This window comes from Holdemania sp. 1001302B_160321_E10, assembly GCF_015552275.1.
GTDB lineage: Bacteria > Bacillota_I > Bacilli_A > Erysipelotrichales > Erysipelotrichaceae > Holdemania.
Genome location: NZ_JADNEM010000008.1, coordinates 109,150 through 133,849 on the forward strand (window position 1 = coordinate 109,150; position 24,700 = coordinate 133,849).

General features: G+C 50.6%; 26 protein-coding genes and 1 riboswitch. Of the genes, 23 read left to right on the forward strand and 3 right to left on the reverse strand.

Annotation, left to right across the window (positions count from 1 at the left end):
• Positions 1-5: 5 nt before the first annotated feature.
• The 4 genes from I2D94_RS06730 to I2D94_RS06745 all read left to right on the forward strand — a co-directional run bounded on the left by I2D94_RS06730 (position 6) and on the right by I2D94_RS06745 (position 3,864).
• Complete coding sequence (locus tag I2D94_RS06730) at positions 6-1,403, forward strand: TldD/PmbA family protein (RefSeq protein WP_195396074.1); 1,398 nt, start codon at positions 6-8, stop codon at positions 1,401-1,403.
• A complete protein-coding gene (locus I2D94_RS06735; RefSeq protein WP_195396075.1) occupies positions 1,400-2,728 on the forward strand; it encodes a TldD/PmbA family protein in 1,329 nt (442 codons plus the stop codon). The genes I2D94_RS06730 and I2D94_RS06735 overlap by 4 nt, the downstream gene beginning before the upstream one ends.
• 145 nt (positions 2,729-2,873) lie before the next feature.
• The gene (locus I2D94_RS06740; RefSeq protein ID WP_072684786.1) at positions 2,874-3,470 is read left to right on the forward strand and encodes a recombinase family protein; all 597 of its coding nucleotides are present in this window, start codon (positions 2,874-2,876) and stop codon (positions 3,468-3,470) included.
• A 151-nt stretch (positions 3,471-3,621) separates the two neighbouring features.
• Positions 3,622-3,864: a hypothetical protein gene (locus I2D94_RS06745; protein WP_195396076.1), complete on the forward strand. Its 243-nt coding sequence runs from the start codon at positions 3,622-3,624 to the stop codon at positions 3,862-3,864.
• A 30-nt stretch (positions 3,865-3,894) separates the two neighbouring features.
• Here the strand turns inward: I2D94_RS06745 and I2D94_RS06750 are convergent, their stop codons facing one another.
• Positions 3,895-4,461 (reverse strand): GNAT family N-acetyltransferase, encoded by a 567-nt coding sequence (locus I2D94_RS06750; protein ID WP_195396077.1) that lies wholly within the window; start codon positions 4,459-4,461, stop codon positions 3,895-3,897.
• Positions 4,462-4,641: 180 nt separating this feature from the next.
• Between I2D94_RS06750 and I2D94_RS06755 the strand changes: the two genes are divergently transcribed.
• From I2D94_RS06755 to I2D94_RS06845, 19 genes are all read left to right on the forward strand, one after another.
• Positions 4,642-5,337, forward strand: a complete 696-nt coding sequence (locus I2D94_RS06755) for a hypothetical protein (protein WP_195396078.1) — start codon at positions 4,642-4,644, stop codon at positions 5,335-5,337.
• Positions 5,338-5,362: 25 nt separating this feature from the next.
• Positions 5,363-6,076, forward strand: a complete 714-nt coding sequence (locus tag I2D94_RS06760; protein ID WP_195396079.1) for a hypothetical protein — start codon at positions 5,363-5,365, stop codon at positions 6,074-6,076.
• A gap of 28 nt (positions 6,077-6,104) precedes the next feature.
• Positions 6,105-6,839 (forward strand): hypothetical protein, encoded by a 735-nt coding sequence (locus I2D94_RS06765; RefSeq protein ID WP_195396080.1) that lies wholly within the window; start codon positions 6,105-6,107, stop codon positions 6,837-6,839.
• 10 nt (positions 6,840-6,849) lie between these two features.
• Positions 6,850-7,299: a hypothetical protein gene (locus tag I2D94_RS06770; protein WP_195396081.1), complete on the forward strand. Its 450-nt coding sequence runs from the start codon at positions 6,850-6,852 to the stop codon at positions 7,297-7,299.
• Positions 7,300-7,349: 50 nt separating this feature from the next.
• A riboswitch (cobalamin riboswitch) is annotated at positions 7,350-7,527 on the forward strand.
• A 118-nt stretch (positions 7,528-7,645) separates the two neighbouring features.
• Positions 7,646-8,146: an ATP:cob(I)alamin adenosyltransferase gene (locus I2D94_RS06775; protein ID WP_195396082.1), complete on the forward strand. Its 501-nt coding sequence runs from the start codon at positions 7,646-7,648 to the stop codon at positions 8,144-8,146.
• Positions 8,118-8,627 (forward strand): cytochrome B, encoded by a 510-nt coding sequence (locus I2D94_RS06780; RefSeq protein ID WP_195396083.1) that lies wholly within the window; start codon positions 8,118-8,120, stop codon positions 8,625-8,627. The genes I2D94_RS06775 and I2D94_RS06780 overlap by 29 nt, the downstream gene beginning before the upstream one ends.
• A gap of 3 nt (positions 8,628-8,630) precedes the next feature.
• Positions 8,631-9,050, forward strand: a complete 420-nt coding sequence (locus I2D94_RS06785) for a DUF4430 domain-containing protein (protein ID WP_195396084.1) — start codon at positions 8,631-8,633, stop codon at positions 9,048-9,050.
• A 285-nt stretch (positions 9,051-9,335) separates the two neighbouring features.
• Positions 9,336-11,609, forward strand: coding sequence for an anaerobic ribonucleoside triphosphate reductase (locus I2D94_RS06790; protein WP_195396085.1), 2,274 nt, complete (start codon positions 9,336-9,338; stop codon positions 11,607-11,609).
• Positions 11,602-12,108, forward strand: a complete 507-nt coding sequence (gene nrdG, locus I2D94_RS06795) for an anaerobic ribonucleoside-triphosphate reductase activating protein (protein WP_195396086.1) — start codon at positions 11,602-11,604, stop codon at positions 12,106-12,108. Before I2D94_RS06790 ends, nrdG begins: the two co-directional genes overlap by 8 nt.
• Before the next feature lie 133 nt (positions 12,109-12,241).
• Positions 12,242-12,598, forward strand: coding sequence for a hypothetical protein (locus I2D94_RS06800; RefSeq protein ID WP_195396087.1), 357 nt, complete (start codon positions 12,242-12,244; stop codon positions 12,596-12,598).
• A 434-nt stretch (positions 12,599-13,032) separates the two neighbouring features.
• Positions 13,033-13,755 (forward strand): GntR family transcriptional regulator, encoded by a 723-nt coding sequence (locus tag I2D94_RS06805; RefSeq protein ID WP_195396088.1) that lies wholly within the window; start codon positions 13,033-13,035, stop codon positions 13,753-13,755.
• Between the two features lie 156 nt (positions 13,756-13,911).
• Positions 13,912-14,988: an SIS domain-containing protein gene (locus I2D94_RS06810; RefSeq protein ID WP_195396089.1), complete on the forward strand. Its 1,077-nt coding sequence runs from the start codon at positions 13,912-13,914 to the stop codon at positions 14,986-14,988.
• 186 nt (positions 14,989-15,174) lie between these two features.
• On the forward strand, positions 15,175-16,248 hold the full coding sequence (locus I2D94_RS06815) for a linear amide C-N hydrolase (RefSeq protein WP_195396090.1): 1,074 nt from the start codon (positions 15,175-15,177) through the stop codon (positions 16,246-16,248).
• 371 nt (positions 16,249-16,619) lie between these two features.
• The gene (locus I2D94_RS06820) at positions 16,620-17,030 is read left to right on the forward strand and encodes a PTS sugar transporter subunit IIA (protein ID WP_195396091.1); all 411 of its coding nucleotides are present in this window, start codon (positions 16,620-16,622) and stop codon (positions 17,028-17,030) included.
• A 21-nt stretch (positions 17,031-17,051) separates the two neighbouring features.
• Positions 17,052-17,546: a PTS sugar transporter subunit IIB gene (locus I2D94_RS06825; RefSeq protein WP_195396092.1), complete on the forward strand. Its 495-nt coding sequence runs from the start codon at positions 17,052-17,054 to the stop codon at positions 17,544-17,546.
• A gap of 24 nt (positions 17,547-17,570) precedes the next feature.
• The gene (locus tag I2D94_RS06830; protein ID WP_117896040.1) at positions 17,571-18,311 is read left to right on the forward strand and encodes a PTS sugar transporter subunit IIC; all 741 of its coding nucleotides are present in this window, start codon (positions 17,571-17,573) and stop codon (positions 18,309-18,311) included.
• A gap of 14 nt (positions 18,312-18,325) precedes the next feature.
• A complete protein-coding gene (locus tag I2D94_RS06835) occupies positions 18,326-19,159 on the forward strand; it encodes a PTS system mannose/fructose/sorbose family transporter subunit IID (RefSeq protein WP_006061325.1) in 834 nt (277 codons plus the stop codon).
• 113 nt (positions 19,160-19,272) lie between these two features.
• Positions 19,273-20,295: a low-specificity L-threonine aldolase gene (gene ltaE / locus I2D94_RS06840; protein WP_195396093.1), complete on the forward strand. Its 1,023-nt coding sequence runs from the start codon at positions 19,273-19,275 to the stop codon at positions 20,293-20,295.
• Between the two features lies 1 nt (position 20,296).
• Positions 20,297-20,962: an HAD family phosphatase gene (locus tag I2D94_RS06845; RefSeq protein ID WP_195396094.1), complete on the forward strand. Its 666-nt coding sequence runs from the start codon at positions 20,297-20,299 to the stop codon at positions 20,960-20,962.
• 223 nt (positions 20,963-21,185) lie between these two features.
• Here I2D94_RS06845 and I2D94_RS06850 read toward each other — a convergent pair whose 3' ends face one another.
• Complete coding sequence (locus I2D94_RS06850) at positions 21,186-22,841, reverse strand: alpha-glucosidase (RefSeq protein WP_195396095.1); 1,656 nt, start codon at positions 22,839-22,841, stop codon at positions 21,186-21,188.
• 317 nt (positions 22,842-23,158) lie between these two features.
• Positions 23,159-24,688: a glycoside hydrolase family 1 protein gene (locus tag I2D94_RS06855; protein WP_195396096.1), complete on the reverse strand. Its 1,530-nt coding sequence runs from the start codon at positions 24,686-24,688 to the stop codon at positions 23,159-23,161.
• Positions 24,689-24,700: the final 12 nt, after the last annotated feature.

A 24,700-nucleotide genomic window follows, 5' to 3' on the forward strand; every position in this document is an offset into this window, starting at 1 on the left:
AAATCATGTTTTTAGACACAAAAAAAGCGCAGCGGTATCTCGACCGGGCACTGGCGCGGGGCGGGGATTTCGCGGAGCTGTTTGAGGAAGAAAAGTGGACGTGCAGCGCTTCAATGCTCAACGGGAAACTGGAGGCGGCCAACAGCGGATTACGCTGGGGGCTGTCGATTAGGATCTTTGACGGGCTGCGCACGGTGTACGGCTATACCAACGAGCAGGAGGAGGAAAAGATCCTCACGGTGATCGATCAGCTGACCGCGGCGATCGGGCGCAAACGCCAGGCGGAATGTCCGGCGATCCGGGAACAAATTATTCAGGATCAGCACGCCCCGGAAATTCCCGTGCAAAGCGTGACGTTAGCCCAGCGCCGGGCTTTGATGCAGCGGGCCAACGACGCGCTGCTGAACTACGATCCTATAATTAAAAAAGCGATGGTCAATCTGGCTGATGAAGACCAGACCGTCATCATCGCCGCCAGCGACGGCAGGCTGGTACGCGATAACCGCCAGCGGACGCGGCTGCGCATGCAGGCGGTCGCGATGGACGGCGACCGGATGCAGAACTCCGCGAAAGCGCCGGGCGCGCATGCCGGCTATGAATTCTATGATCAGATCGACGTCGAGGCGATGGCACGGGACGCTGCCCGCACGGCCAAGGTGATGCTGAACGCCGATGAATGCCCGAGCGGAGAAATGACCGTTGTGATCGACAATGGTTTTGGCGGCGTCATCTTCCATGAAGCCTGCGGCCATTCGTTAGAAGCCACCAGTGTTGCTTACGGCAATTCCGTCTTCTGCGGCAAGCTGGGTCAGAAAGTGGCCAGCGAGCTGGTCAATGCCGTTGACGACGGAACGATTCCGCATGCCTGGGGTTCCAACAATATCGACGATGAAGGTCAGGCCACCCGCCGCAATCTGTTGATCGAAAACGGCGTGCTGAAGGGCTATCTGATCGATCCGCTGAATGCCCGGCGGATGGGCATGGAAGCGACCGGCTCCGCGCGCCGTCAGGATTACACCTTTGAACCGACGTCGCGGATGACCAATACCTTCTTGTTAAACGGCACGTCGACGTTTGAGGAAATCATCGCCGATACGCCGTTAGGGTTGTATGCCAAGCGTTTAGGCGGCGGATCCGTGAATCCGGTCACCGGTGATTTCAACTTCGCCGTACTGGAAGCGTATATGATCCGCGACGGCAAGCTGGCTGAACCGGTGCGGGGCGCGACCCTGATTGGCAACGGAGCGGAAATTCTGTTCAGAATTGATAAGATTGCGGACAACGGTTCGCGCGAGCAGGGGATGTGCGGTTCCAAGAGCGGTTCGATTCCGACGGATGTCGGCCAGCCGACGATCCGTGTTACGCACATGACGGTTGGCGGCAAAGGAGGAAAATTGAAATGATCGCGGAAACAATTTTAAGCTACGCAAAAGAAGCAGGCCTGGAAGAAGCGGAGGTCTATCAGAGTCAGACCCGGACGCTGCGCTTTGACATTCTTGACGGTCAGCCGCGGCAGTTTGTCGTTTCGGATAAAAATGGTCTCTCGCTGCGGGGGACGCGTCAGGGCCGCTGCGCCAGCGCCTATACGGAGAAAACTGATGAAGCGTCATTGCGGGCCTTAGCGATTCAATGCCGCCAGCTGGCTGACGCTTTGGAAACAGAAGACACTGTGTTGTTAACGCCGGGACAGACGCCAATGAACGACGACCGCGGCGATGATACACTCGCCCGCCGAACCGTGAGCGAGAAGATCGAATTCATGAAAAAGGTGGAAGCCGCGGCCCTGAAGCAGGATTCGCGAATCCTGCGGGTATCGGCCTGCGGTTATCAGGAAACGGAGTCCTTAACGACGCTGGCCAATACACAGGGGCTGAAGGCGATGCGGCGCTCGACGCTGGGCTTGATCACGCTGAGCGTCATCGCTTCCAATGGGAAAGAACAGACCAACGGCTTCAGCTGGCGTGCGATCAAGGATCTGGATGAGGATAAAGCGGCTGAATTCGTTGAGGAAGCGGTTCGGGAAGCGGTGAACAAGCTGGACGCTGTGCGGATTCCTTCCGGCAGGTACCGGACAATTTTACGTTATGACGTCGCGACGGATCTGTTGGCTTCCTTATGGGCCATGTTCAGCGCTGACCAGATTCAAAAGGACTTATCCATTCTGAAAGACCGGCAGGGTGAGAACATCATGAGTCCGCTGATCACAATCGTTGACGAACCGCAGCTGCCCGATGGCTTTTCCAGCTGTGATTTCGATGATGAAGGCGTGCCGACCCAGCGCACGGTGATCGTCGAAAACGGCGTGTTCAAGGAAGCTTTATATGACCGCAAGAGCGCGCTGAAAGGCGGCCGGACTTCGACGGGCAACGGGTTTAAAAACAGCTGCAGCGCTCCGGTTCAGGTTTCGCCGACCAACCTGCTTGTAAAACCGGGGGATTTATCCCTGGATGAAATGATCGCACAGATCGAGGACGGCGTGCTGATTACCGACTTACAAGGTCTGCACGCGGGACTGAACCCGCTGACGAGTGATTTCTCATTGCAGGCCAGCGGTTTTAAAATCGAACAGGGCACGCTGGCCTATCCGGTTCATTTGATCACGATTGCGGGGAACTATCTTGAAATGATGAATACAATTCTTGCCTTAGGCCATGACGGCCGTCAGGATTTGAACAGCGTGTGCTGTGGATCCCTGCTTGTCGATCAACTCGCAATATCTGGAGAATAATTGTTGAAATAATTATTACATTTATTTAAAACACAGAGAAATCTGTGTTTTAATTTTTTCTTAAATATGCTGGAAAATTTTACCTTTGGCGTATAATTGCGTTTTGTATAGGGTTTTATATAGAATTGAAAAAGGAGGAAAGATCATGACATGCCAAATCTATGGCTACGTACGCGTATCGACAAAGGATCAAAACGAAGACCGGCAGATGATTGCGATGTTGGAGTTCCCGGTACCTGAGAAAAACATCGTCGTTGAAAAGCAGAGCGGAAAAGATTTCAACCGGCCACGTTACCGGCGGCTTATCCGCAAGATGAAAAAGGGCGATCTGCTTGTGATTAAAAGCATTGATCGTCTGGGCCGCAACTATGAAGAAATTATTCAGCAGTGGCGGTATCTGACCAAGGAAAAAGGGATTGATATCGTCGTTCTGGATATGGCGCTGCTGGACACCCGGGAGGGAAAAGACCTGACCGGCACCTTGATCGCCGATCTGGTGCTGCAGCTGCTGAGCTATGTCGCGCAGACGGAGCGTGAGAATATCCGCCAGCGGCAGAAAGAAGGCATTCAGGCCGCGAAGCGCAAAGGCGTCCAATTCGGAAGACCTAAAATTCCAGTTCCCGATCAATTTACCGAGCTCAAGCAACAGTGGAAAAACAACGAAATTTCATCACGGCAGGCCGCTTCCCAGCTTGGCGTTTCGCACGAAACCTTTCTGCGGTGGTGCAAGCGTCAGGCTTAGTTTTCAGCCTGCCATCTAAAAAAGTAGACTTTTTATTACTGATCATTCCATCCCGAAACAGCCTGAAAATCAGCTGGTTTCACTTGTAAATTTATTATATTCTGAATGTCACAAAAAGTCTGATTTAATTGACAAAAGGGGGCGGAAAACAATGCCGAAACCAAGTTTACTAGAGCTTCTGGCAAATCAATGCGAGTGTCCTTATCTGTCCGATCTGCATACGCAGCCCTATCATTACCCATTGAGGAATGTTGTTCTTCAGCTTGCCGCAGACAATTACAGCGATCAGGAATGGCGCGATAGCTTTGCGTATATTCTGGGACGGAAACCTCGCGCCCAAGCGGCGGAAGAAATCAAACAGGAGCTGATTCAGACGATCGGCGAAAAAAAATAGAGATCCGGGTGTCCGGATCTTATTGCGTTTTTAAAGCAGATTTTCAAGTTTATCAGCACATAGCGGAAAAGGCAGGATCGGCTGCGGATCTTTATCCGGAGTGCGCAGCGTTTTTCCCCATTCCACCACGTCATGCCAGCCGCCGAGCTTGTATCCGGCTTGTTTTAGACAGCCCATCGGTTGAAAACCGGCTTTTTGATGCAGATGCTCGCTGGCAGGATTGGGGCAAGTGACGACGGAAACCAGAGTGTAGTAGCCCTGAATTCGGGCCAGCTGCTCCAGTTTACTCAACAGCTGCGTCCCCAAACCCCGGCCGCGCTGATCCGCCCGCAGATAAATTGAAACTTCAGTCCACCATTGATAGGCGGCACGTGTCCGGAATGGATGATAATAGCCGTAGCCAAGGATCGTCTGATTTTCATCGGTCATTACGATCCAGGGATTCAGCGCCGTCACTTCCGCAATCCGACAACGAAACTCCTCGGCATCCGGCGCTTCTGTTTCAAAGGTGATCGCCGTTTCTTCAATATATGGCCGATATATATCTGCGAGCGATTGTGCATCCTCCATTTTTGCCCAGCGAAAATAAAATGTCATTTTCATTCCCCCAATGTTTCAGATTTTGGTCTTATTATAAGCTATAAGTTGGAAACCGTAAATGCAGGCGTTAAACTTAATTATGAATTATTCATGAAGTCGATGCAACACGGCTTTTGCGGCTTTTCGGAACATGTTAAAATAGAAACAAATAAGGAATTGCCGATTTGAGGTGAAAGTATGAAAGAAAGGGGTTTTTTACGGAATTATCCATTAATAAGTTTAGACATAGCTTTATTTATCTTTGTTTTGTTGGACTTGTTATTAATACCTTTAGGAATTGGTAAAATTATCAGAGCAAATTGGTTGCCAGCTCTTGCTCTTTTGGTTTTTCAATACTTCTGTCTGAGTGATTATAGAATAAAAAGATGGAAAGGCATGGTTATTTTAACTGTTGATTTCCTTCTGGGAGGTTTATTTCTCAATATCTTTCCTGATCAAATCTTAGGAGGGCCCATGCTTGCCAGCGGTCTGGGTGTTGTTGTCTTTGCTGGAATTGAAAAAATATTTCCGTTCAAGAAAAATCAGCGCGAAAAGCTTTTATGCTTTGTCAATTTGTTTACTTTAGTTTATTTTCTCTTCTTTCCTTCCATACACGGAATTAAAAGTATATGTGAAGTTACTCAACAACTAAAAAATCAAAGGCAATCTGAAGTCCGCTTTGTAAATACAGTCAATTATACAAAAGCAGAAGTTTTCTTTGAGGATGAAATCAGTGAATTGACTTCGCAGGAACGAGTCCTTAATTACTATGGTTTTATCACCTTTGAAAATGGTAAGAATATTGGATTGATTGTTAGTCCCCATACCGGTGAAATTATCGTGGAGAAAGCTTTGAAAGAAAGTCCGGAAATTATGTTTTTAATGCTAAAATAAGTAAAAACGAGATGGGGGATATAAAATGAAAGGAAAAGGATGGAAGAAGTACATTCTGATAGTTCTTATTATTTTGTTGTATGTTTTGGAATTAGGTCTTTTATGGAATTATTCTCATCGTATGTATAAAGAAATTATTGAATTTAATTCGATTTTCTTAATTGGCCCGATCCTTTTTCTCATTTGGTTATTTTTTAGTAAAGAAAAATCTCAAGCTTGGATGAAGAATGAGAAATTTGGAAGGGTTTTAGCAGTCGGACATTTATGTTTTGGAGTGCTTATTTTGTTAATCCCGTATGATCTTTCCTATCTGTATTTTATTTCTTTTGCCGTAGGATATGGGATCTATTATTATAGCTCTATAAATCAGATTTTGAACAGGGGTAAGCGTCTGTCAGCGTGCGCTCTATGTATATTGATGACAGAACTCATTATGACTGTTACTTTTCCGCTTATAACTAATTTAAGAACTGTTGATAAAGCTGAAGAAGTTTTAATACGAATGGGATATACCGAGATTGAATATCATACGAATACTTCGCCCGTTAGTATCAGCTGGGTCTTTTCTGATCCTATACCGGAAATGAGTGAACAAGAGAAGAAAACAGATTTATACGTTTATACAGCGATTCGGCAAGGGGAAAAGCTTGGAATTCTGATCAGTCCGACAACAGGACGGATTATAGCTCAAGCGCCCATTTCTGAGAATAAAGTTTTAAATCTATTAATTCAATATTAAACTCAAAAAAACATAGAAAGAGGTTATCATGGAAGGGAAAACTAGTTTCTGGAACCGATACGGCCTGATGCTTTTGGGAATCCTGATTTATGGAATAGACCTCGCGTTGATCATTTTCGTTACACAGCGGTTGTATAAGAATATCGTAGAGGTGTCATTTGTTACGGCACTGCTTCCGATGAATTTTGTGTTCTGGCTTATGCTCGGTAAAGAGGGCCGGGAAAAAAGACGCGAAGAAGAGCTAAACTCCAGGCTGTCCCGATGGCTGGTGCTGCCGTTATTCTTTGCCATGGCGCTTTATATATGGGCCAAGATGCCCTATATGTTAGAATGGGGTTATAGTCTTGCCATGGGCGCTGGCACTTTATTGTATCATGCTTGTTTACGCAAACGGATTCCGGGCTGGGGACAGCGAATCTCTGAAATATACGTCTGCATTTTGGTTTTAGAATTCTTTCTCATTCTTTCTTTTCCATTGATCACGGGAATGAAAACTGTAAATCAGGCGGAAGCGATCTTAACGCAACAAGGCTATGAAGACATCCACTTTGCGGTCAACACTCCTCCTTCCGGACTGGAACGGATCTTTAAAGCTGACGTGCCCGAGTTGACGCGCAGTGAAAAGAAAACCGGATTTTATGTGTTTTCAGCTCTGGATCAGGGAGAAGCGGTCGGCGTGATAGTCAGTCCGGCCAGCGGCCGGATTGTCAGGCAGGCGGCGTTATCCGACAATTTAGTATTGGATCTGATGATTCATCAGTAAGGAGGACGGCATGGATACGCTTAAAACGATGGGGAAACGAATGAAACCGATTTTTGTGTTTATGCTTTTGGAAGTCCTGCTGGCCGTCGTATTGATCGGCTGTCAGACGCAGGGTCTGGATTTGGAGGGAGATCTGCGGCTGATTCTTAGTTACTGCTTTGTTTTATTTGTCGCTTTGTTTCAATGCCTGGATTGTCCGGATAGGAAAATGGATCCGAAGAAATGGAAACATGCCATCTTGGCTTTTATCGCCGTTCTGGTTTTCGCGCTGTTGTATGACCTGCGCTGGGTAGATAATTGGAATTCGGTGAGGAACTTGCTTTCTACGATAGGCACGGTAAGTACGCTGATTCTCCTTCTGATTCGTTTTATCCGTAAGCGGAAACTTTCCGTTGTCACAGGCTCAATACTGCTGATGGCCAGCGAAGGAATTGCCGCTCTGCTTCTGACCTTCCTGTAGCCGGAAGGATTTTTAAGCAAATTACCTTTATTTTATTACCAGTCATGATATAATGGATTCGCATTTCAGGTGCAGGAAACTGCTTAATCGGGAACAGAGTGAATTTCTCTGACTGCCCCAGCAACCGTGAAGCGGACAAACTTCCAACAGCCACTGTATATTGATATGGGAAGGCGGAAGGGCGGATGAAGCGAAGTCGGTAGACCGGCCTGAATGAAAGAAGTCTTGTCTTCTGGGTGAAGGATTAAAGGCTAGGCTGTGATTAGCTCTGTTTTAATCATGGAATAGTCAAACTCACTCATTCTGAATTCAGGAATGAGTTTTTATTTGGAAAGGGGGATTGGGAATGGATCAACGCTGTTGTGCTTATTCGTTTCTGAAAGAAACTTCGCGGCAATGTGATTATGAGGTTGCCAGCGATGAACTGGCGTCGCTGATCGCCCAGGCGGCGCACTCGGCCAAGCATCAGCCGGAACTGCTGAAGCTGTGCGAACTGGTCTATCATGCCAATGGTTCAATCCGGGGACGCCTGGCAATCCGGGACGAGGACTTTGAATGGCTCGATCAGCTGTATGTCCGTCTGACGCAGGAAAATGGTCCGATCCGGCAATTTGTGCTGCCGGCCGGCTGCGAAGGGGCCTGCGCGCTGCATGTGCTGCGCAGCCGGTGCAAGGCGGTGCTGCGGATCGCGTACGCCATCGACCGGGAAGAAAAACCGGTACCGGTGATTCTGCTGGATTTCTGGAATCTGTTGTCCAACGTTTTCTTCCAGATGGCACTGAAGGAAAACCGGTTGGAAGGCGTGAGCGAGATTCCGTTTGTTTCCCGTAGCTACGATGTCGGTTAAACAAATCGCGCGAATCGCGATCATGGCGGCGATGATGGCCGTGGTGTTCACGATGTTTTCGCAGGTGCTGTATCTGGAAGCGATCACGCTGACGATCGCGGTGCTGGCGCTGACGTTTGAGCGGCGCGAGGTTTTCTATGGCGCGCTGGTGTTTACGCTGGTGAACATGTTGGTGCAGGGCGTTTCCATCTGGACCTTCGCCTACTGTCTGATCTATCCCGTCTACGCACTTCTGTTCGGCAGCTTGAAGCCGGTGCTGCGGCGGTATCGTTGGGCGGCGGTCGTGCTTGTCGGTCTGTGCTCGTTTTCGACGGGCCAGCTGCTCGATCTGCCGTTTATTCTGTTCTCGCCGAAAGTGACGCTGATTTACATTGTTCTGGGCTTAAAAACGTCGGTTATTCAGGGATTAGTGAGCGCGCTGGAAGCGCTGTTTCTGCTTGATCCGCTGCTTGACCGGCTGGAAAAGATGGAGAGGAAATAAAAAATGAAGAAGAAATGGATTGCCGCAGCCGCGATTTTGGCTGCAATTCTGGTCTGTGTGCTGGGCTTCAACGCGCTAAAGCCGAAGACGGTGGCCGGCGCAAAAACGATCAACGTTACCGTCGTCAATGAAATCGACGGCACTGAACTGTTTTCCGGAGAGATCAAAACCGATGCGGAAACCTTAGGCAAAATGCTGGAAGAGGCGCCGGAGCTGAAAGCGAAAATGGAAACAAGCACGTACGGCCGGCTTTTAACTGCGCTGCTGGACGTAGAACAGGGCGATATGGCGACTGGCCCGTGGTGGCTGTACGAATCGGAAAATAACGAAGCGTGCAAGGCGGCGGGATTCTGTCCGGCCGTTGATGAAACCCCGATTCAGGATCAGGATCATTTCACATTTAAATACACGGACAGCTATTAAAACCGCGATAACCAAACTTCGTTTTTTGCAGGAAGCAATTATCCCAACGCAGCCGGATATCGGGTAAGAATTTGTTGGATTTTCCAGAAGCATCCGGCTTTGATCTGCGGAAAAATATGGTATAATAAAAATCATTCAGGCTGAAGAAACGAAGGTCAGGATTCATGGGGAATGTTACAAACCCAAAGCAACGTTAAGAAAATGAATGAGAAACAAGGTGCGACAGGACGGATGTCTTCGCCGGCCTTGTTTTTCTTGCCCATAGACAGTAGGAGGAATGCAGAAATGGAAATTAAAGTCATAAAACGCGACGGCCGGACGGTCCGCTTTCACAAGGAAAAAATTCAAAATGTCATTGAAAAAGGGTTTGCCAACGTCGGCACACATTGCAGCGAGGAGAACGTCAGGAAAGTCCTGAACCGGGCTTTGAATCAGATTGAGGCTGCCGATCTGCCGCATATTGAAATCGAGAAGATTCAGGATCAGGTTGAGGAAGCTTTTGTCGAGGAAGGCTTCATTGAGGAATACAAAGCGTTTAAGAACTACCGTCAGAAGCGCGCGCTGGCCCGCGATTGTTTCTCATCCCGCCAGCACCGGCTGATGAAAACGCTGGAAAACTTCGGGATCAAGGACTCGAAGGAAGTCAATGAAAAGCGTGAGAACGCCAACATCAACGGCGACAGCGCGATGGGGATGATGCTGCAGTACGGCAGCACGCTGACCAAGGCCTATACGACCTCCTATTGTCTGGATCCGAAGGTGGCGGCCGCGCATGAAAACGGCGATATCCACATTCATGACATGGATTTCTATCCGATGGGCACGACAACCTGTCTGCAGATTCCGCTGGACAAGCTGTTTCAGGGCGGTTTCAATACCGGCCACGGATTTCTGCGCGAGCCAAAGGACATCGCTTCCTACGCGGCGCTGGCGGCGATTGCAATCCAGTCCAATCAGAATGATCAGCACGGCGGTCAGTCGATTCCGCTGTTTGATTACTATCTGGCTCCGGGCGTCATGCATACCTTTAAGAAAAACTACCGTCAGGCGTTGACCGATTATGTCGATTACACCCAGGCGCTGGACTTGGAAACGATGAATTTGGCGCTGAGCCAGATCGAGGGTCTGAGCGATTTGCGGGCGGTGGAGCTGACCGGCGATCAGCTGCCGTTAGTCTATGAAAAAGCGCTGGCGAAAACGGAACGCGCGACGTATCAGGCAATGGAAGGTCTGATCCACAATTTGAATACGATGCATTCCCGGGCCGGAGCGCAGGTTCCATTCAGCTCGATCAACTTCGGAACGGATACGAGCGAAGCGGGAAGAATGATTTCCCGGCAGCTGCTGCTGGCCATGGAGAGCGGCCTGGGCAATCATGAAACGCCGATTTTCCCGATCCTGATCTTCAAGATTAAGGAAGGCGTCAACTACAATCCGGGTGATCCGAACTATGATCTGTTCCAGCTTTCCTGCCGCGTTTCCGCCAAGCGGATGTTTCCGAACTTCGCGTTCATTGACGCGCCGTTCAATAAGCAATACTACAAGGAAGGCCGGCCGGAAACGGAAATCGCCTACATGGGCTGCCGGACGCGCGTGATCGGCAATGAGATCGATCCGGAAAACGAAGTCGTCGTCGGCCGGGGCAACCTCAGCTTCACCTCGATCAACCTGCCGCGTCTGGGCTTAAAGCATGGCGAGGTCTTACAAGGGCAGTGCGATCTGGCGGGCTTCTATCAGGAACTGGACGAAAAGATGGATCTGGTGAAGGATCAGCTGTTGGAACGTTACCGTGTGCAGTGCGCCCGCCGGGTCAAGAATTTCCCGTTCCTGATGGCGCAGGGCAACTGGCTGAATTCAGATCAGCTGGATATTGAAGATACGCTGGAATCGGTGCTGAAGCATGGCACATTGACGATCGGCTTCATCGGTCTGGCGGAATGTCTGAAAGCTTTGATCGGCAAGCATCATGGCGAAAGTGAGGACGCTCAGCAGCTGGGACTGACGATTGTCACCCGGATGCGTGAGCGCTGTGATCACTATACGAAGCAATATGGCTTGAATTTCTCTCTGATCGCGACTCCGGCTGAAGGGCTGTCGGGCCGGTTCATCAAGATGGATCAGGAAGAATACGGTAAGATCGAAGGGGTGACGGATAAGGAATACTACACGAATTCATTCCATGTCCCGGTTTACTATCCAACCGATTTCTACCACAAGCTGTCGGTGGAAGCGCCGTATCACGCTTTGACCAACGGCGGGCATATCTCCTATGTAGAAATGGACGGCGATCCGTCGACCAATCTGGCGGCGTTTGAGAAGGTCGTCCGGATGATGAAGGAGCTGGGGATCGGCTACGGGGCGATCAACCATCCGATCGACCGTGATCCGGTCTGCGGCTTTAACGGAATTATCAACGACGAATGCCCGTGCTGCGGAAGAACGGAGGACGGCGTGCCGTTTGAGCGGATCCGCCGGATCACCGGATATCTGGTCGGGACGCTGGACCGGTTTAACGATGCGAAGCGGGCGGAAGTCCGTGACCGCGTGAAGCATGGCTGAGCTGCGTTTATCCGCGCCGGTGCAGTTTGACAGTATCGTCGACGGCGAGGGTCTGCGGGCGGTCATCTGGACACAGGGCTGTCCGCATGGCTGCCCGGGCTGTCACAATCCCCAGACGCACCCGTTTGACGGAGGAACAAGCGTCGCATCCGAGATCCTTCTAAAACAGCTGAAGGCTCATTTCTATCTGGACGGCGTGACGTTTTCCGGAGGCGAGCCGATGGCACAGGCCGCGGCCTGCGGCGAATTGGCGCAGGCTGTGCATCAGCTGGGAATGAATGTGTGGTGCTATACCGGTTATACGTGGGAAGCGTTGATGGAAGCGCAGGATCCGGATCAAAGGACGTTTTTGGAACAGATCGACGTCTTGATCGACGGGCCGTTTCTGCTTGCGCAGAAATCCCTGAATTTGCGGTTCCGGGGGTCGGCGAATCAGCGGCTGATCGACGTAAAGGCCAGCTTAAAAGCGCAGCGTGTTGTTTTAGCTGAGAAAAACTGAAATGAAAAGCGAAGCCTGAAGAAAAAGAAAGCGGGAGCGGATTTTCAACATCGCCCCGCTTTTGTCGATGCGGGAGTTGCATCCCTTGTCAGTTTGTGTATAATTACGATGGATAACGGTCGGGAGGATGAACATGCGGGATAAGATCCGGTTTGATGCTTATAAAGAATTAAAGATCGTCAATATTGAAAGTCTGTTTTTTGCTTTTCTGCTTGGGTTTACGCTCGTTGACAACGGTCTGTCGCCGATCGCGGGCGTGGCGGCCGGGCTGGTTTTGATTCTGGTCATTAAATTACTGTTCCGGTTTAAAATCGGATATTTTCTGGTATCCATAGTATTCAGCGGATTCTGGGCGGCAGCGTTTGGCTCAGGCTGGCTGCGGGATGGGAACTGGCTGATCGGCGGCGGTCTGGCGCTGGGTATTTTTGCGGCGTGCCTGTACGGGCATAAATTAAATTATGAGGAAGAAAAAAACCGCGAGGACGACTAAGAACAAGGCGGTGTTTCGTGGTGAAAAGGTCCCTGCGGGCAAGGCTGCCGCAGGTTTTTTTGTGGAAAGTTCCAGCGGGTTATGAAGAAAGCAAAGAGAGTATTTCAGGTTTGTCCTGTACTTCGCTGAGCATTTTGATCTGATTTCTAACAGCGCATATTTGATTTCAAAGGTTTCCTTCATCATCGAAGAAATTCCCCTTTTGTGCCCTATTGGACTAAAATGGAAAAAGAAAATATAGGGAATAATGAAATAATATCTAGGTAATATATCGAAGGAATGTCAGGAGCCGCGTCCCGCTGGTTTTCATTCGGGAGTTATGATATAGTTACAATGTATAAACAAATTGTGGAAATTCAAGTTGAACCATGCGGTCAAATTTGGTTTTTCGAGGCAGTCTGCGGCGAATATCCCGCGGGAAAACGGAGGAACTTATGAAAGAAATGCCGAAGTATAAAATTATTGAAAATTACATCATTGACCGGATCCAGTCCGGTGATTTAAAGCCGGGCGATCAGATCGAAACTGAAAAACAGCTGAGCGAAAAGTTTGATATCGGCCGGTTGACCGTCAACAAAGCTCTGATTAACCTGGCTCAGGAGGGCTATATCGAACGCACGGCCGGCAAGGGGTCGTTCGTGCTGCCGCGGATGGTGACCAAAAGCATCAGTCAGGGCGGCAGCTTTACCGACGATATGGCTTCGGTCGGCATGAAGGCTGGTTCGCAGCTGATCGAATACAAGGTTTATAAAGCGGCGGACGTCCCGGAAGTCGCGGAATATCTGGAGCTGGCGGATGATGAACTGATCCATTACTTCGTGCGGCTGCGGACCGGGGATGGGGAACCGATCGCGTTGAGCTATACTTACATTTCCGCCAAGATCGTTCCGGCGATCAACGTCAAGGCGCTGGAAGGCTCATTAACGGAATATCTCCATTCCGTCGGCGTTTACCGCGGCGGCGCGCTGCATAAGATGTCGGCGCATCTGCCCAGCGAGTCGCAGAAAAAGCTGCTCGGCGTCGGCAATGTCGCGTTGCTTTTAAACGAGCATATCACCTATGACGAACAGCGGCGCCCGTATGAATACATCAAAACCTACTACATCAGCAGCCAATATGCCTATACCTTCAGGACAGGATTTCTTGCGGAGCGTTAAAAAAAGTAGTAAAACTGTCCATTCTCCTCTTGAGATCTTTTTAAAATAGTATATAATGAAGTCGTAAATGTATATATAAATACAGATACACATTATTCCTCAGAAAACTTGCTGGTCACAATGTTTGCGCTGGAAAATCTCAAGGAGGACAAGAGAATGAAAAAATGGATGGTTGACTGCGTGCTGGAAACCCCGGCGACCGCTGAAGCAATGTTCAAAAACAAGGAAGCCCTGGTCGGCAAGCTTGTCGATCTGTTTTTGGCGAAGGACTACAAGAAGATCGTCATGGTCGCTTCCGGTTCTTCCTACAACATCGCCAACTGCTCGAAGTATGCGATCCAGAACTATCTGGGCGTCAAGGTTGATTTGATCAACTCCGTTACCTATGCCAAATATGATTATAAGTTCCATGAAAACGCGCTGGTCATCTGTATGTCGCAGAGCGGCAAGAGCACCAACACGATTGAAGCCGTCGTCAAGGCAAAGGAATGCGGCAACGACGTCGTCGCGATTTCCATGGTTCCAAACAGCCCGATCACGCGGTATTGCGATACCGTGCTGGAATACGGTTCCTATGGCCCGGGTGACGATGTATTTGTCTGCCGCGGCGTTCCGACGTCCACGCTTTACTTCATTTTGTTTGCGTTGGAAGCTGGCGTGAAAAAGGGGACGTATCCGAAAGACAGCTATAAAAAACGCATGAAGGAAATCGAAACGATCATCCATGAAATGCCGCGGATCCACGAAAAGATCAATCAATGGTATGATGCGAACAAGGAAGAACTGTGGTCGATGAAACGGGCGATGACCGTTGGGATCGGTCCGAGCTTTGGCCCGGCGATCGAAGGTGCGCTGAAAATGGAAGAAACGATCGGGATTCCGTCCAACGCCTATGAAACGGAAGAGTTCCTGCATGGTCCGGTCTATGAAATTAAAAAGGACAACGCTGTTTTCCTGCTGGACATGGACGATACGATGCACGATCGCGTGATGATGATTTACGAAGGTCTGCATCAGCTGACCGACCGTGTTTATCTGATCACCCGGCATCCGGGCAACAGTGATAAGCGGGTCATGACGATTGACGTCGATGCCTGCAGCCTGCTTCTGCCGATGTTGTTTGTCATGCCATTCCAGATTTTATCCAGCCGGATCTGTGACGATTGCCGGATCAGTGCGATCACCGTGTATAACTACCGCTTTTCCCAGGCGATTAAAACCAAGGCGAATTGACGCCTGAAGACATCCTTCCCTTTCTTTTCAGAAGCCGCAGCCCGGCTTCTTTTTTTATCGGGTTCAAGCCTTGCCAATCTGAAAAATATTTTGTAGTTCGATTTACAATGAAAATAACTCTTGCCAAATGCTGGAATTTAATGGTAGAATCATTTCTGTTTGAAATTCAAAATATTTGGAGGAGCTATGAAAAAGATATTGAAAAGAATCGGGATCGGTCTGCTTGCGGCGGTTGTTCTGCTTGCGGCCGGGTTGGGATGGATGTTTCGAAAAGAGATTCAGACGTTGAATTCGATCCGGAAAGTGGACGATTACGGAATGTATCAGATCGAGTACAGCGCGGATTACGGACTGGATCAGCTGGTGGCATCCGGCGGTGCGTCCAGCGATTCCGAGCTGGTTTCTTATGTGGCTGGGAATTTATTGAAGGGCCTGCCGCTGAAATTCAACATTCCGGATTTCGGATGCAGCACGTTTCAGGCGCAGAATGAGGATGAAGACTGGTTGTTCGGCCGGAATTACGATCTGAACTATGTTCCGAGCATGATCGTTAAATCCAATCCGGATCAGGGTTATGCTTCAATCTCCATCGCGAACATCTCAGTTCTGGGCTACAACGAGGAAAAGCAGCCGGACAGCTTCCTGTCGTCGATCATGAGTCTGGCCGCGCCGTATGTCATGATGGATGGCATGAACGAGATGGGCTTTTCGATCGGCGTGTTGCTGATCCGCGGCGTGGAGCCGACCCATCAGGAAACGGACAAGCTGGACTTGACGACGACGTCCGCAATGCGCTGGCTGCTGGACAAAGCGGCGACGGTCGAGGAAGCGATCGGCATGCTGGAAAACATGGATATGCACGCTTCGGCCAACGCTTCCTATCACTTCCAGATGGCCGATGCGCAAGGCGACAGTGCGGTCATCGAATATATCGACAACCAGCTGCGCGTCATCCGTAAGGAAGACGGCGAGTTCCAGATGCTGACAAACTTTCTGATCAGCGAGGATGTTTACGGCTTTGGCAAGGGACAGGACCGGTATGCGATTCTGGCGGATACGCTGCAGGAAAACAACGGCATTTTATCGGAGAATGAAGCGATGTCCTTATTGGAAGCCGTCAGTCAGAATAAGGTGAACGAGGAAACCGGCGCACTGACCGCAACCCAGTGGTCTGTCGTTTACAACAACACGCAAAAGACCGCGAAGATCGTAGCCGGCGGCCAGTTCGGCAAAGTCATCGAGATTTCGCTGGGACAATAACAACGGGAAAATCTTTCGCTGAGGCAGTGATGAAAATCACTGCTTTTTTTGTTTGGAAAAGTGGAAAGAGAGCAGTTTTCCGACGCAAAAAGCACACTTATTTTGACTATTCTATAAAGCCGGGATTTCTTTGAAAATCATGCGGATTTATCCTTTAACTTGATTATAGGATGGAAAAAAACAGTTTGTCAATAAAAGTGTACCTATTGTTACAGTTAAAATTAACGGATTTATATATTGTTAATGATTTTAAATATCTACGAAAATATAAAATGAAATTCTATGAAATGCTATAAATATATAGACAATATAAATTGATTATGCTATATTAAGTTTACAAAAATGATAGCGCTTACCAGGAGGAATCGAATATGAAACATATCGTTTTACTGACTCACGGCCATTTGTGCGAAGGCTTCGCTTCTGCACTGCAGGTCATTTCCGGCTCAGACAATCCGCTGACGCTGCTCTGCATGGAAGCTCAGGACTCACCGGATACGATGCACAGCCGGGTTCGTCAGGTTCTTGAGCGCTTTCCGGCGGCGGATCCGGTCATTCTGATGACGGATATCCCCGTTGGCAGCACGACGCAGATCGCGATTCCGTTTCTGGAAGACTACGCCAACCTCTACATTGTGACAGGCTTGAATTTGGGCCTGCTGCTGGAGGTGGCGCTGAATCCGATGGAAGACGATGTCAGCGCGATCCTGCGGGAAGCGGTTGAAGCCAGTCGCCAAACATTACTGTTCATCAATGACCAGCTGGACAGCAATGAGGAATAAAAAAGAAAGGGAGATGTTTCAATGATTAAACTTCTCAGAATTGATGATCGTCTGATCCATGGACAGGTCGCTGTCTATTGGGTCAATGCGACCGGCGCGGACACGATTGTCATCGCCAACGACAAGCACGCTACCAACGCCATGCTCAAGATGTCCTTAACCGTCGGGAAGCCGGCCGGCTCCAAAATGGAGGTGCTGACCGTAGCCAAAGCGGTGGACTATCTCAACAACGCCGCCCATGCCAAGCGTAAAATCTTATTGATCTGCGGCAGCTGCGAAGATGCGGCAACGCTGTGCGCCGGCGCGGCGGAAATCAAGGAAGTCGATTTAGGGGGGATCCGGTTCGCAGAGGGACGCACTTCGATTTCCAATCAGGTCTTCTTAGTCGAGGACGATCTGCGGCATCTGGATGCGATCGCCGGGCAAGGACGAACGGTTTACATTCAGGAAGCCCCGTCCAAGCCGAAGATCCCGCTGTCTGAAATCCATTCCATGTTTGAAAAAAATAAAAAGTAAAAACACTCGGAAAGGGGAAAAATTATGTTTTTAATCCAGTGTATCCTGGTATCCATGGTGCATGTCCTGAGTATTCTCGACGGCCGGATTCTGGGTCAGAATTTATTGAACACACCGATCGTGGAAGCCACGTTAGTTGGTCTGATCTGCGGCGATGTCCAGACGGGTTTAGTCATGGGCGCGACCTTACAGCTGATCTTCATGGGGTTTGTCGGCATCGGCGTCACCTCGCTGCCAAACTCCTCCGCCGGCACGATTCTGGCGGTGGCCTTCGCGATCATGTCGCATCTTTCGGCGGATTCCGCGATTGCGCTGTCCATGCCGATCGCGCTGTTGTTCCAGCCCTGCGGCATCATCCCGCGGATCATCAACAACATCTGGAATCCAAAGTGCGACGCGGCGGCGGAGCGCGGCGACTTCAAGGCGATTGAACGGTATTACTGGCTGGGTGTCGTCGTCTTTGCCATCGTCTACTTCGTTCCGATGTTCTTGGCGCTGTACTTCGGCTCCGGCGCGGTGGAAACGATTATCAACTTCATCCCGGAAGTCGTGATGAACGGACTGACTAAGGCTTCCAGCGTGCTGCCGGCCTTAGGTATCGCTTTATTGATGAATTACATCATGGATAAGGACGCGACGCCGTTTATCTTCCTGGGCTTCATCTTAGCCGCGTTTTTGGGCGTCAGTTCCCTGGGCGTCGCAGGCTTGGGCGCCGTGATCGCTGTGGTCTATTATAATATGGTTCAGAGAAAGGCTAACGAGTAAAGGGGGAAGCCACGATGACAACTGGAAAAATGGAAAAGAAAGAATTCATGAGCGGTTTCTGGCGTTCCTGCTGCCTGCAGGGCTGCTTCAATTATGAACGTCAGCAGGGTTTGGGCTTTGGCTACGCGATGATTCCGCATCTGCGCCGGATTTACAAGGATGATCCGGAAGGCTTTAAGGAAGCGATGAAACGGCACTTAGTTTTCTACAACATCACGCCGCAGTGCACGACGTTCGTTCAGGGCATCGCCGTCGCGATGGAAGAAGAGGCGGCCTCCAATCCGGACTTTGACGCTTCTTCGATCAACGCTATCAAGACCGCACTGATGGGACCGCTTTCCGGCATCGGCGATTCGATTTTCTGGGGTACGCTCAGAACGATCGGCCTGGGCGTGGGGATTTCCTTCTGTATGCAGGGCAACATCCTCGGCCCGATTTTGTTCCTTCTGATTCATAACATTCCGCATTGGTTTGTACGGTATAAAGGTCTGCAGGTCGGCTATGAGCAGGGCTTGTCGTTTATGGAAAATGCAACGGAAGGCGGCATGCTGGAAACCTTCTCGATGGCGGCGAAAATGCTGGGCGCTACGGTCGTCGGCTGTATGATCGCGACGATGATCAACTTTACCACGACGATCACGTTGAACATGGGTAACCATCAGACCTTGGCGATCCAGTCGATCTTTGATGAAATCGCCCCGAAGCTGCTGCCGTTATTGCTGGCCTTCGGCTGCTTCGCGCTGATCCGCAAGGGTAAGAAGACCACGACCGTCATGCTGCTGTTGTTCTTGCTGGGCTTCGTGCTGGCCTTCCTGGAAGGACTGCCGATGTTCGCGCCGATGGTTTAAGAAAGAAGCTTGACGCAAAGTCCGCGGGTAGAACACTGCGGGGTAAAAATAAAGGAAAAGGCTCCTTGTCGGACTTGCCGCGGGAGCCTTTCGCTTAGAAAAGAGGGAAAGTCATGATTGATTTACGCAGCGATACCGTCACGCAGCCTTCGCCGGCGATGCGCCGGGCAATGGCGGAAGCGGTCGTCGGGGATGATGTGTACAGGGATGACCCGACGGTCCGGAAGCTGGAACAGCGGGCTGCCGCGCTTATGGGAAAGGAAGCCGGTCTGTTTGTCAGCAGCGGCACTCTGGGCAACCTGCTGGCCCTCATGAGTCAGACGGAACGAGGCGATGAAATCATTGCCGGCCGGCACAGCCACATCGTTACGCATGAAGTCGGCGGAGCGGCGCAGATCGCTCAGGTGATGGTGCATCCGCTCGATCATCCGCAGGACTGGATTGAAGCGGATGCAATACGCAATGCTGTACACAGCGAAGATATCCATGAGCCGCGAACACGCTTAGTTTGTCTGGAAAACGCGCTGTCAAACGGCGGGGTTGTACCGCTGCCCGTTCTGCGTTCTGCCTATGCCGCCGCCAAAGCGCTGGGACTGCGCGTTCATCTGGACGGTGCGCGGGTCTTAAACGCCGCTTTAGCCAGCGGCTGTTCTGTTCAAAGGATTGCGGACTGCGCGGATACAGTGACGTTCTGCCTGTCGAAAGGACTGGCGGCGCCGGTCGGATCGGTTTTAACCGGGGATCAGGCCTTCATTGAAAGAGCGCGGCGCAACCGCAAACTGCTGGGCGGCGGGCTGCGGCAGGCTGGAATTCTGGCTGCGGCCGGACTGGTGGCCCTGGATTCGATGACAGAGCGATTGGCGGAGGATCATGCCCACGCGAAGCTGTTAGGAGAATTATTAGCGGCGATTGATGGAATTTCCGTGAAAATGGAACGGATTCAGATCAATATGGTGTTCTTTAAAGTCGATCGTGAAAGGCGGACCCCGGAGGATTTTCTGAACAAATTGAAAGAAAAAGGAATTTTAACGAATCCGGACGATCATGGACTGTTCCGCTTTGTCACACATTATGGTATCATGGAAAGCGACGTCCGGGCTGCGGCGCAGGCAGTCCGGGAAATCATGGAGGGATAGAATGACAAAGTTAAAAGCGGTGATGTTTGACATGGATGGGGTTTTGATCGACAGTGAGCGGCTGAGCTTGTCGATGTGGGAAAAGGTGAACGAAGCGCGGGGGCACGTCTTCGACGTTTCCGTCATGACAAACATGATGGGCGGTTCGCAGCAGGAGAACTTTGAACGGTTCGGGCATTTGCTTCCGCCGATGAAAGTGTACGAAGCGATGTGGCAGGAGAAGAAACAGATGACGGACGCCTGGATTGAGGCTAATGGCATGCCGCTGCGGCCGGGAGTGAAGGAAATTCTGGCGGCATTAAAAGAAAACGGCATCCGGCGTCTGATCGTTTCCTCGACACCGCGCGAATATGCGTTGTATCTGTTGGAAAAAGCAGGATTGACCGGCTGTTATGACAACGGGATTTTCGGCGATGAAGCCGGCCGGCGCAAGCCGCATCCGGATCTGTATAACAAGATGATGGAGATGGAAGGGCTGCGGCCAGAGGAATGCATTATCGTGGAAGACTCCGCCAACGGCGTCAAGGCGGGCTATGCCGCGGGCGTGCGGGTGTTCGCGGTTCCCGATACCGCTTGTCTGGAACAATTCCGCGGCCGGGAAGCCTACGCAATCGTTGATTCCATGGACGATGTGCGGCGCTGGGCGCTGGAACAGACAGCCGCATAATCGCGGAGAATTCCAGCTAGAACAGACAATCTGATCTGTTGAAATCAAGCAAAAAGAAAAAGACGGCGATTAAAATGAACGCTTCTTCTCTGGATCTTTTATTCGGAGCGGTTCACTTTCGTTTCCGTCTTTTTTTCTGTTTCTGCCTTTCCGCACTTTCCGCTGCGATCAGTTTCCGCGCAATTTTATGCGCGGGAGCTTACGGTGCGGGATCTTTTCAAGCTTAACGGATCTGGATCAGTCTTGCCTCATAAGGCCGCAATAGCCGTGGCTGAGGATCGGCGTAGGAATCCATCAGAATCCGGCCTTCCGTCTTGAGGTCAAAGCGGGCCGGATAGCCGCTGAGGTTGATCAGAATCAAAAATTCTGCCTGTTCGTCAGAACGTTGATAAGCAAGAATTTGTTTGTGATGAATCAAAACCGGTTTCATCGCTCCGGTGTTGAAGGCTGAATACGCTTTGCGCAGAGCGATAACCTGTTTATACCAGCGATTGATGCTCGTCTCTGAAACCAGATCAGATTTCAGGTTGATCTGCTTATAATTGGGATTCACTCTGATCCACGGCTGATGATCGCTGAAGCCGGCATATTCACTGTCATCCCACTGCACCGGCGTGCGGGCGTGATCGCGGGTCATGCGCTGCACGACCTTTCTGGCGATGACCTTGGGCAGATGCATCATCGTCTGCAAGGTGTCGTAAATGTTGATCGCTTCATAATCCCGCCATTCATCCTGTTCCAGATGACAGTTGGTCATGCCGATCTCCTCGCCCTGATACACCAGCGGCGTTCCTCTTAACGTCAGGTTCATCAAAGCGAATGCCTTCGCGCTTTCAACGCGGTATTGCCTGTCGTTGCCGAAACGGGAGATCGAGCGGGGCTGGTCATGATTGTTCATGTAGTTGGCAACCCAGTAATTTCGTTTCTGGCTGTCGGTCTGCCATCGGAAAATAATCGACTTGAAGCCGGGAATCGTCCAGTGATACAGCTTGCGGAAATCATATTTGCCTAACGGTCCGCAGTCCTGCAGATGCAGATCAAACATGATCATCATGTTCAACTCGCCGCGTTGTTCGCCGGCATACAGTGCGCACGCGTCGTTGTCCGCCATCATGCCTTCGCCGATTGTGATGAAATCATAATCGTCTGCCAGCTTCCCGATCAGTTCCTGAATGTAAGCGTGGGATTGCGGCAGATTGGTCATGAACTCTTTGGCAAACTGATAGCCCTTCTTTTCCGGATGCCAGCTCGGCAGTCCCGGCTGCTTGGCGATCGTGTTGATGACGTCCATGCGGAAGCCGCTGACGCCTTTGTCCAGCCAGAACCGCATGACGTTGGCGATTTCTTCGCGGACCCGTGGATTTTCCCAGTTGAGATCACACTGATGCGGCGTGAAGGTGGTCAGATACCAGCTGTGCGGCTTCAGCGGATCCTTTGTCCATGCGCTGCCGCCGAACATGCTGATCCAGTTGTTTGGTTCCTTGTCGTTGACGCCCTCGCGGAAGTAGTAACAATCCCGGTATGGACTGTTCGGATCGTTTAAGCAGGCCTGAAACCAGGGATGCTGATCGCTGGTGTGATTTGCGACCAGATCCATCACGATCCCCATGCCCCGTTTCTTGCATTCTGCCAACAGTGCGTCAAAATCTGCCATCGTTCCAAAATCGGGATGGATATTGTAATAATCGCTGATGTCATAGCCATAGTCGGTGTTGGGGGAACAATACACCGGTGAGAGCCAGATCAGATCCACACCCAGATCCTGCAGATGATCCAGCCGGCGCAGGATGCCCTTGAGATCCCCAATTCCGTCATGATTGGAATCCTGGAATGAACGCGGCCAGATCTGATAAATAATTTTATTTTTGTAATCCATCATATCACCCCTGTCATTGTATCATAATGTTCGGGTAAAAGCTCTGGATTTCCATAACGAGGGAGGTTCTAAAGATGGTGCAGAACAGCCCTGACGAAGTCTTCGATCTACGTTTGAGGATATCGTTGAAAGTCAGGAAAGTCAAAAGGAATAAGAAGGAATCAAGGCAATAAGAAAAACGGGGGGAAGGCTGGAAAAAAGAAAGCTGGTTGGGGAAAGCGGGACTTTTTTCAGTTGTTGAAGTACGTTTTAAGTTTGAGTACAGGCTGCGGAAACTTCCGTTTATAAGTTTCGAAAGACAAACTGCGGAATCTTCTGTTCTACAATATTTCGCCGTTGGTTTCAATCACCCGTTTGTAATAGGCGAAGGAGTCCTTTTCATAGCGGTTGAGCGTGCCCTGACCCGCGTCGTCGACATCGACATAGATGAAGCCGTAACGCTTGGAAATCTGGCCGGTGGAACAGCTGATCAGATCAATGCAGCCCCATGGAGTGTAGCCGAAAACCTGGACGCCGTCCAGGACAATCGCATCCTTGATCGCCTGGATGTGCTGGCGTAAATAGTCGATGCGGTAAGGATCATGAACCGTATGATCGGCATTCAGCACGTCCGCCGCACCCAGTCCGTTCTCCGCAATAAACAACGGCTTGTGATAGCGGTCATAAAACAGATTCAGCGTGTAGCGCAGTCCGATCGGATCGATCTGCCAGCCCCATTCGCTCTTTTTCAAATTCGGGTTGAAGATAAAGCTGCCCATGTTGCCGGCAGTGCGCTGCATCGCTTCATCCTGAGCAGCCGCGACGCTGGTCTGGTAATAGCTGAAGGCCATGAAGTCGCAGCAGCCTCCGCTTAAAATTTCCGCGTCGCCCGGCTGGATCGGCAGACGGATACCTTCCTGCTGCAGCTGGATGAGCTTGTATTCCGGCAGGAAGCCGCGCATCTGGACGTCCGGATAGTAAGTATCGCGCTGCTGGTTTTGTTTCAGTGCAGCCAGGTTGTCCTCCGGCTTGCAGGAATAAGGATAGGCCGGAGACACGCCGATCATGCAGCCCATTTGAAACTGCGGATAGTGATCGTGTGCGAAACGGACAACCTGCGCGCTGGCCAGCAGCTGGTGATAGCTGGCCGCTTCGATGAGACGGCGGTCCTTTGAGAAGACGCCGGCATTGATAAAACCGCTGTGAACGACGGAATTCAGCTCGTTGAACGTCAGCCAGTATTTGACTTTATGCTGGTATCGCTCAAACACGGTTTTCACGTAGCGGACATAACAGTCGATCACCCGCCGATCGGCGAAGCCGTTGTATTTTAATGTCAGCGCCAGTGGCATTTCATAATGCGAAAGCGTGACGATCGGTTCGATGCCGTACTTCAGACACTCGTCGAAGACGTTGTCATAAAACCGCAGGCCGGCCTCGTTGGGTTCGGTCTCCTCGCCCTGGGGATAAATCCGCGTCCACGCGATCGACATCCGGTAACATTTGAAGCCCATTTTGGCAAACAGCGCCAGATCTTCTTTGTAACGATGATAATGGTCAATCGCCTGATGATTCGGATAGTATTCCTCTTCAAGCAATGCCGGGATTCCTTCCTCGGGATAAGTATTCATTTTAAACGCTATCGCCGCGCCTTCCTGATCGCCGCTGCGGTAGGTCACGCCGCGCATCTTCGCAATGTGTTTTTTCATTTCTTCCGGCACATCGGGCAGCGCCGCCGTGTGTTTAGCCAGTCCGCCGCAAGTCAGAACGTCAGCGATGCTGATGCCCTTGCCATCCTCGTTCCACGCGCCCTCGCATTGGTTCGCCGCCGTCGCGCCGCCCCATAAGAAATCTTCGGGAAATCCAGTCATATTCTTTACCTT

What these genes read in the sequence shown, in the direction of transcription:
- I2D94_RS06825 (WP_195396092.1), top strand. Translation starts at nt 17,052, where the DNA reads ATGATTAAACTTCTCAGAATTGATGATCGTCTGATCCATGGACAGGTC.
- nrdG (WP_195396086.1), top strand. Translation starts at nt 11,602, where the DNA reads ATGGCTGAGCTGCGTTTATCCGCGCCGGTGCAGTTTGACAGTATCGTC.
- I2D94_RS06750 (WP_195396077.1), bottom strand. Translation starts at nt 4,461, where the DNA reads ATGACATTTTATTTTCGCTGGGCAAAAATGGAGGATGCACAATCGCTC.
- I2D94_RS06785 (WP_195396084.1), top strand. Translation starts at nt 8,631, where the DNA reads ATGAAGAAGAAATGGATTGCCGCAGCCGCGATTTTGGCTGCAATTCTG.
- I2D94_RS06745 (WP_195396076.1), top strand. Translation starts at nt 3,622, where the DNA reads ATGCCGAAACCAAGTTTACTAGAGCTTCTGGCAAATCAATGCGAGTGT.
- I2D94_RS06810 (WP_195396089.1), top strand. Translation starts at nt 13,912, where the DNA reads ATGAAAAAATGGATGGTTGACTGCGTGCTGGAAACCCCGGCGACCGCT.
- I2D94_RS06830 (WP_117896040.1), top strand. Translation starts at nt 17,571, where the DNA reads ATGTTTTTAATCCAGTGTATCCTGGTATCCATGGTGCATGTCCTGAGT.
- I2D94_RS06815 (WP_195396090.1), top strand. Translation starts at nt 15,175, where the DNA reads ATGAAAAAGATATTGAAAAGAATCGGGATCGGTCTGCTTGCGGCGGTT.
- I2D94_RS06835 (WP_006061325.1), top strand. Translation starts at nt 18,326, where the DNA reads ATGACAACTGGAAAAATGGAAAAGAAAGAATTCATGAGCGGTTTCTGG.
- I2D94_RS06770 (WP_195396081.1), top strand. Translation starts at nt 6,850, where the DNA reads ATGGATACGCTTAAAACGATGGGGAAACGAATGAAACCGATTTTTGTG.
- I2D94_RS06765 (WP_195396080.1), top strand. Translation starts at nt 6,105, where the DNA reads ATGGAAGGGAAAACTAGTTTCTGGAACCGATACGGCCTGATGCTTTTG.
- I2D94_RS06790 (WP_195396085.1), top strand. Translation starts at nt 9,336, where the DNA reads ATGGAAATTAAAGTCATAAAACGCGACGGCCGGACGGTCCGCTTTCAC.
- I2D94_RS06820 (WP_195396091.1), top strand. Translation starts at nt 16,620, where the DNA reads ATGAAACATATCGTTTTACTGACTCACGGCCATTTGTGCGAAGGCTTC.
- I2D94_RS06760 (WP_195396079.1), top strand. Translation starts at nt 5,363, where the DNA reads ATGAAAGGAAAAGGATGGAAGAAGTACATTCTGATAGTTCTTATTATT.
- I2D94_RS06755 (WP_195396078.1), top strand. Translation starts at nt 4,642, where the DNA reads ATGAAAGAAAGGGGTTTTTTACGGAATTATCCATTAATAAGTTTAGAC.
- I2D94_RS06775 (WP_195396082.1), top strand. Translation starts at nt 7,646, where the DNA reads ATGGATCAACGCTGTTGTGCTTATTCGTTTCTGAAAGAAACTTCGCGG.
- I2D94_RS06800 (WP_195396087.1), top strand. Translation starts at nt 12,242, where the DNA reads ATGCGGGATAAGATCCGGTTTGATGCTTATAAAGAATTAAAGATCGTC.
- I2D94_RS06735 (WP_195396075.1), top strand. Translation starts at nt 1,400, where the DNA reads ATGATCGCGGAAACAATTTTAAGCTACGCAAAAGAAGCAGGCCTGGAA.
- I2D94_RS06740 (WP_072684786.1), top strand. Translation starts at nt 2,874, where the DNA reads ATGACATGCCAAATCTATGGCTACGTACGCGTATCGACAAAGGATCAA.
- I2D94_RS06845 (WP_195396094.1), top strand. Translation starts at nt 20,297, where the DNA reads ATGACAAAGTTAAAAGCGGTGATGTTTGACATGGATGGGGTTTTGATC.
- I2D94_RS06855 (WP_195396096.1), bottom strand. Translation starts at nt 24,688, where the DNA reads ATGACTGGATTTCCCGAAGATTTCTTATGGGGCGGCGCGACGGCGGCG.
- I2D94_RS06805 (WP_195396088.1), top strand. Translation starts at nt 13,033, where the DNA reads ATGAAAGAAATGCCGAAGTATAAAATTATTGAAAATTACATCATTGAC.
- ltaE (WP_195396093.1), top strand. Translation starts at nt 19,273, where the DNA reads ATGATTGATTTACGCAGCGATACCGTCACGCAGCCTTCGCCGGCGATG.
- I2D94_RS06850 (WP_195396095.1), bottom strand. Translation starts at nt 22,841, where the DNA reads ATGATGGATTACAAAAATAAAATTATTTATCAGATCTGGCCGCGTTCA.
- I2D94_RS06730 (WP_195396074.1), top strand. Translation starts at nt 6, where the DNA reads ATGTTTTTAGACACAAAAAAAGCGCAGCGGTATCTCGACCGGGCACTG.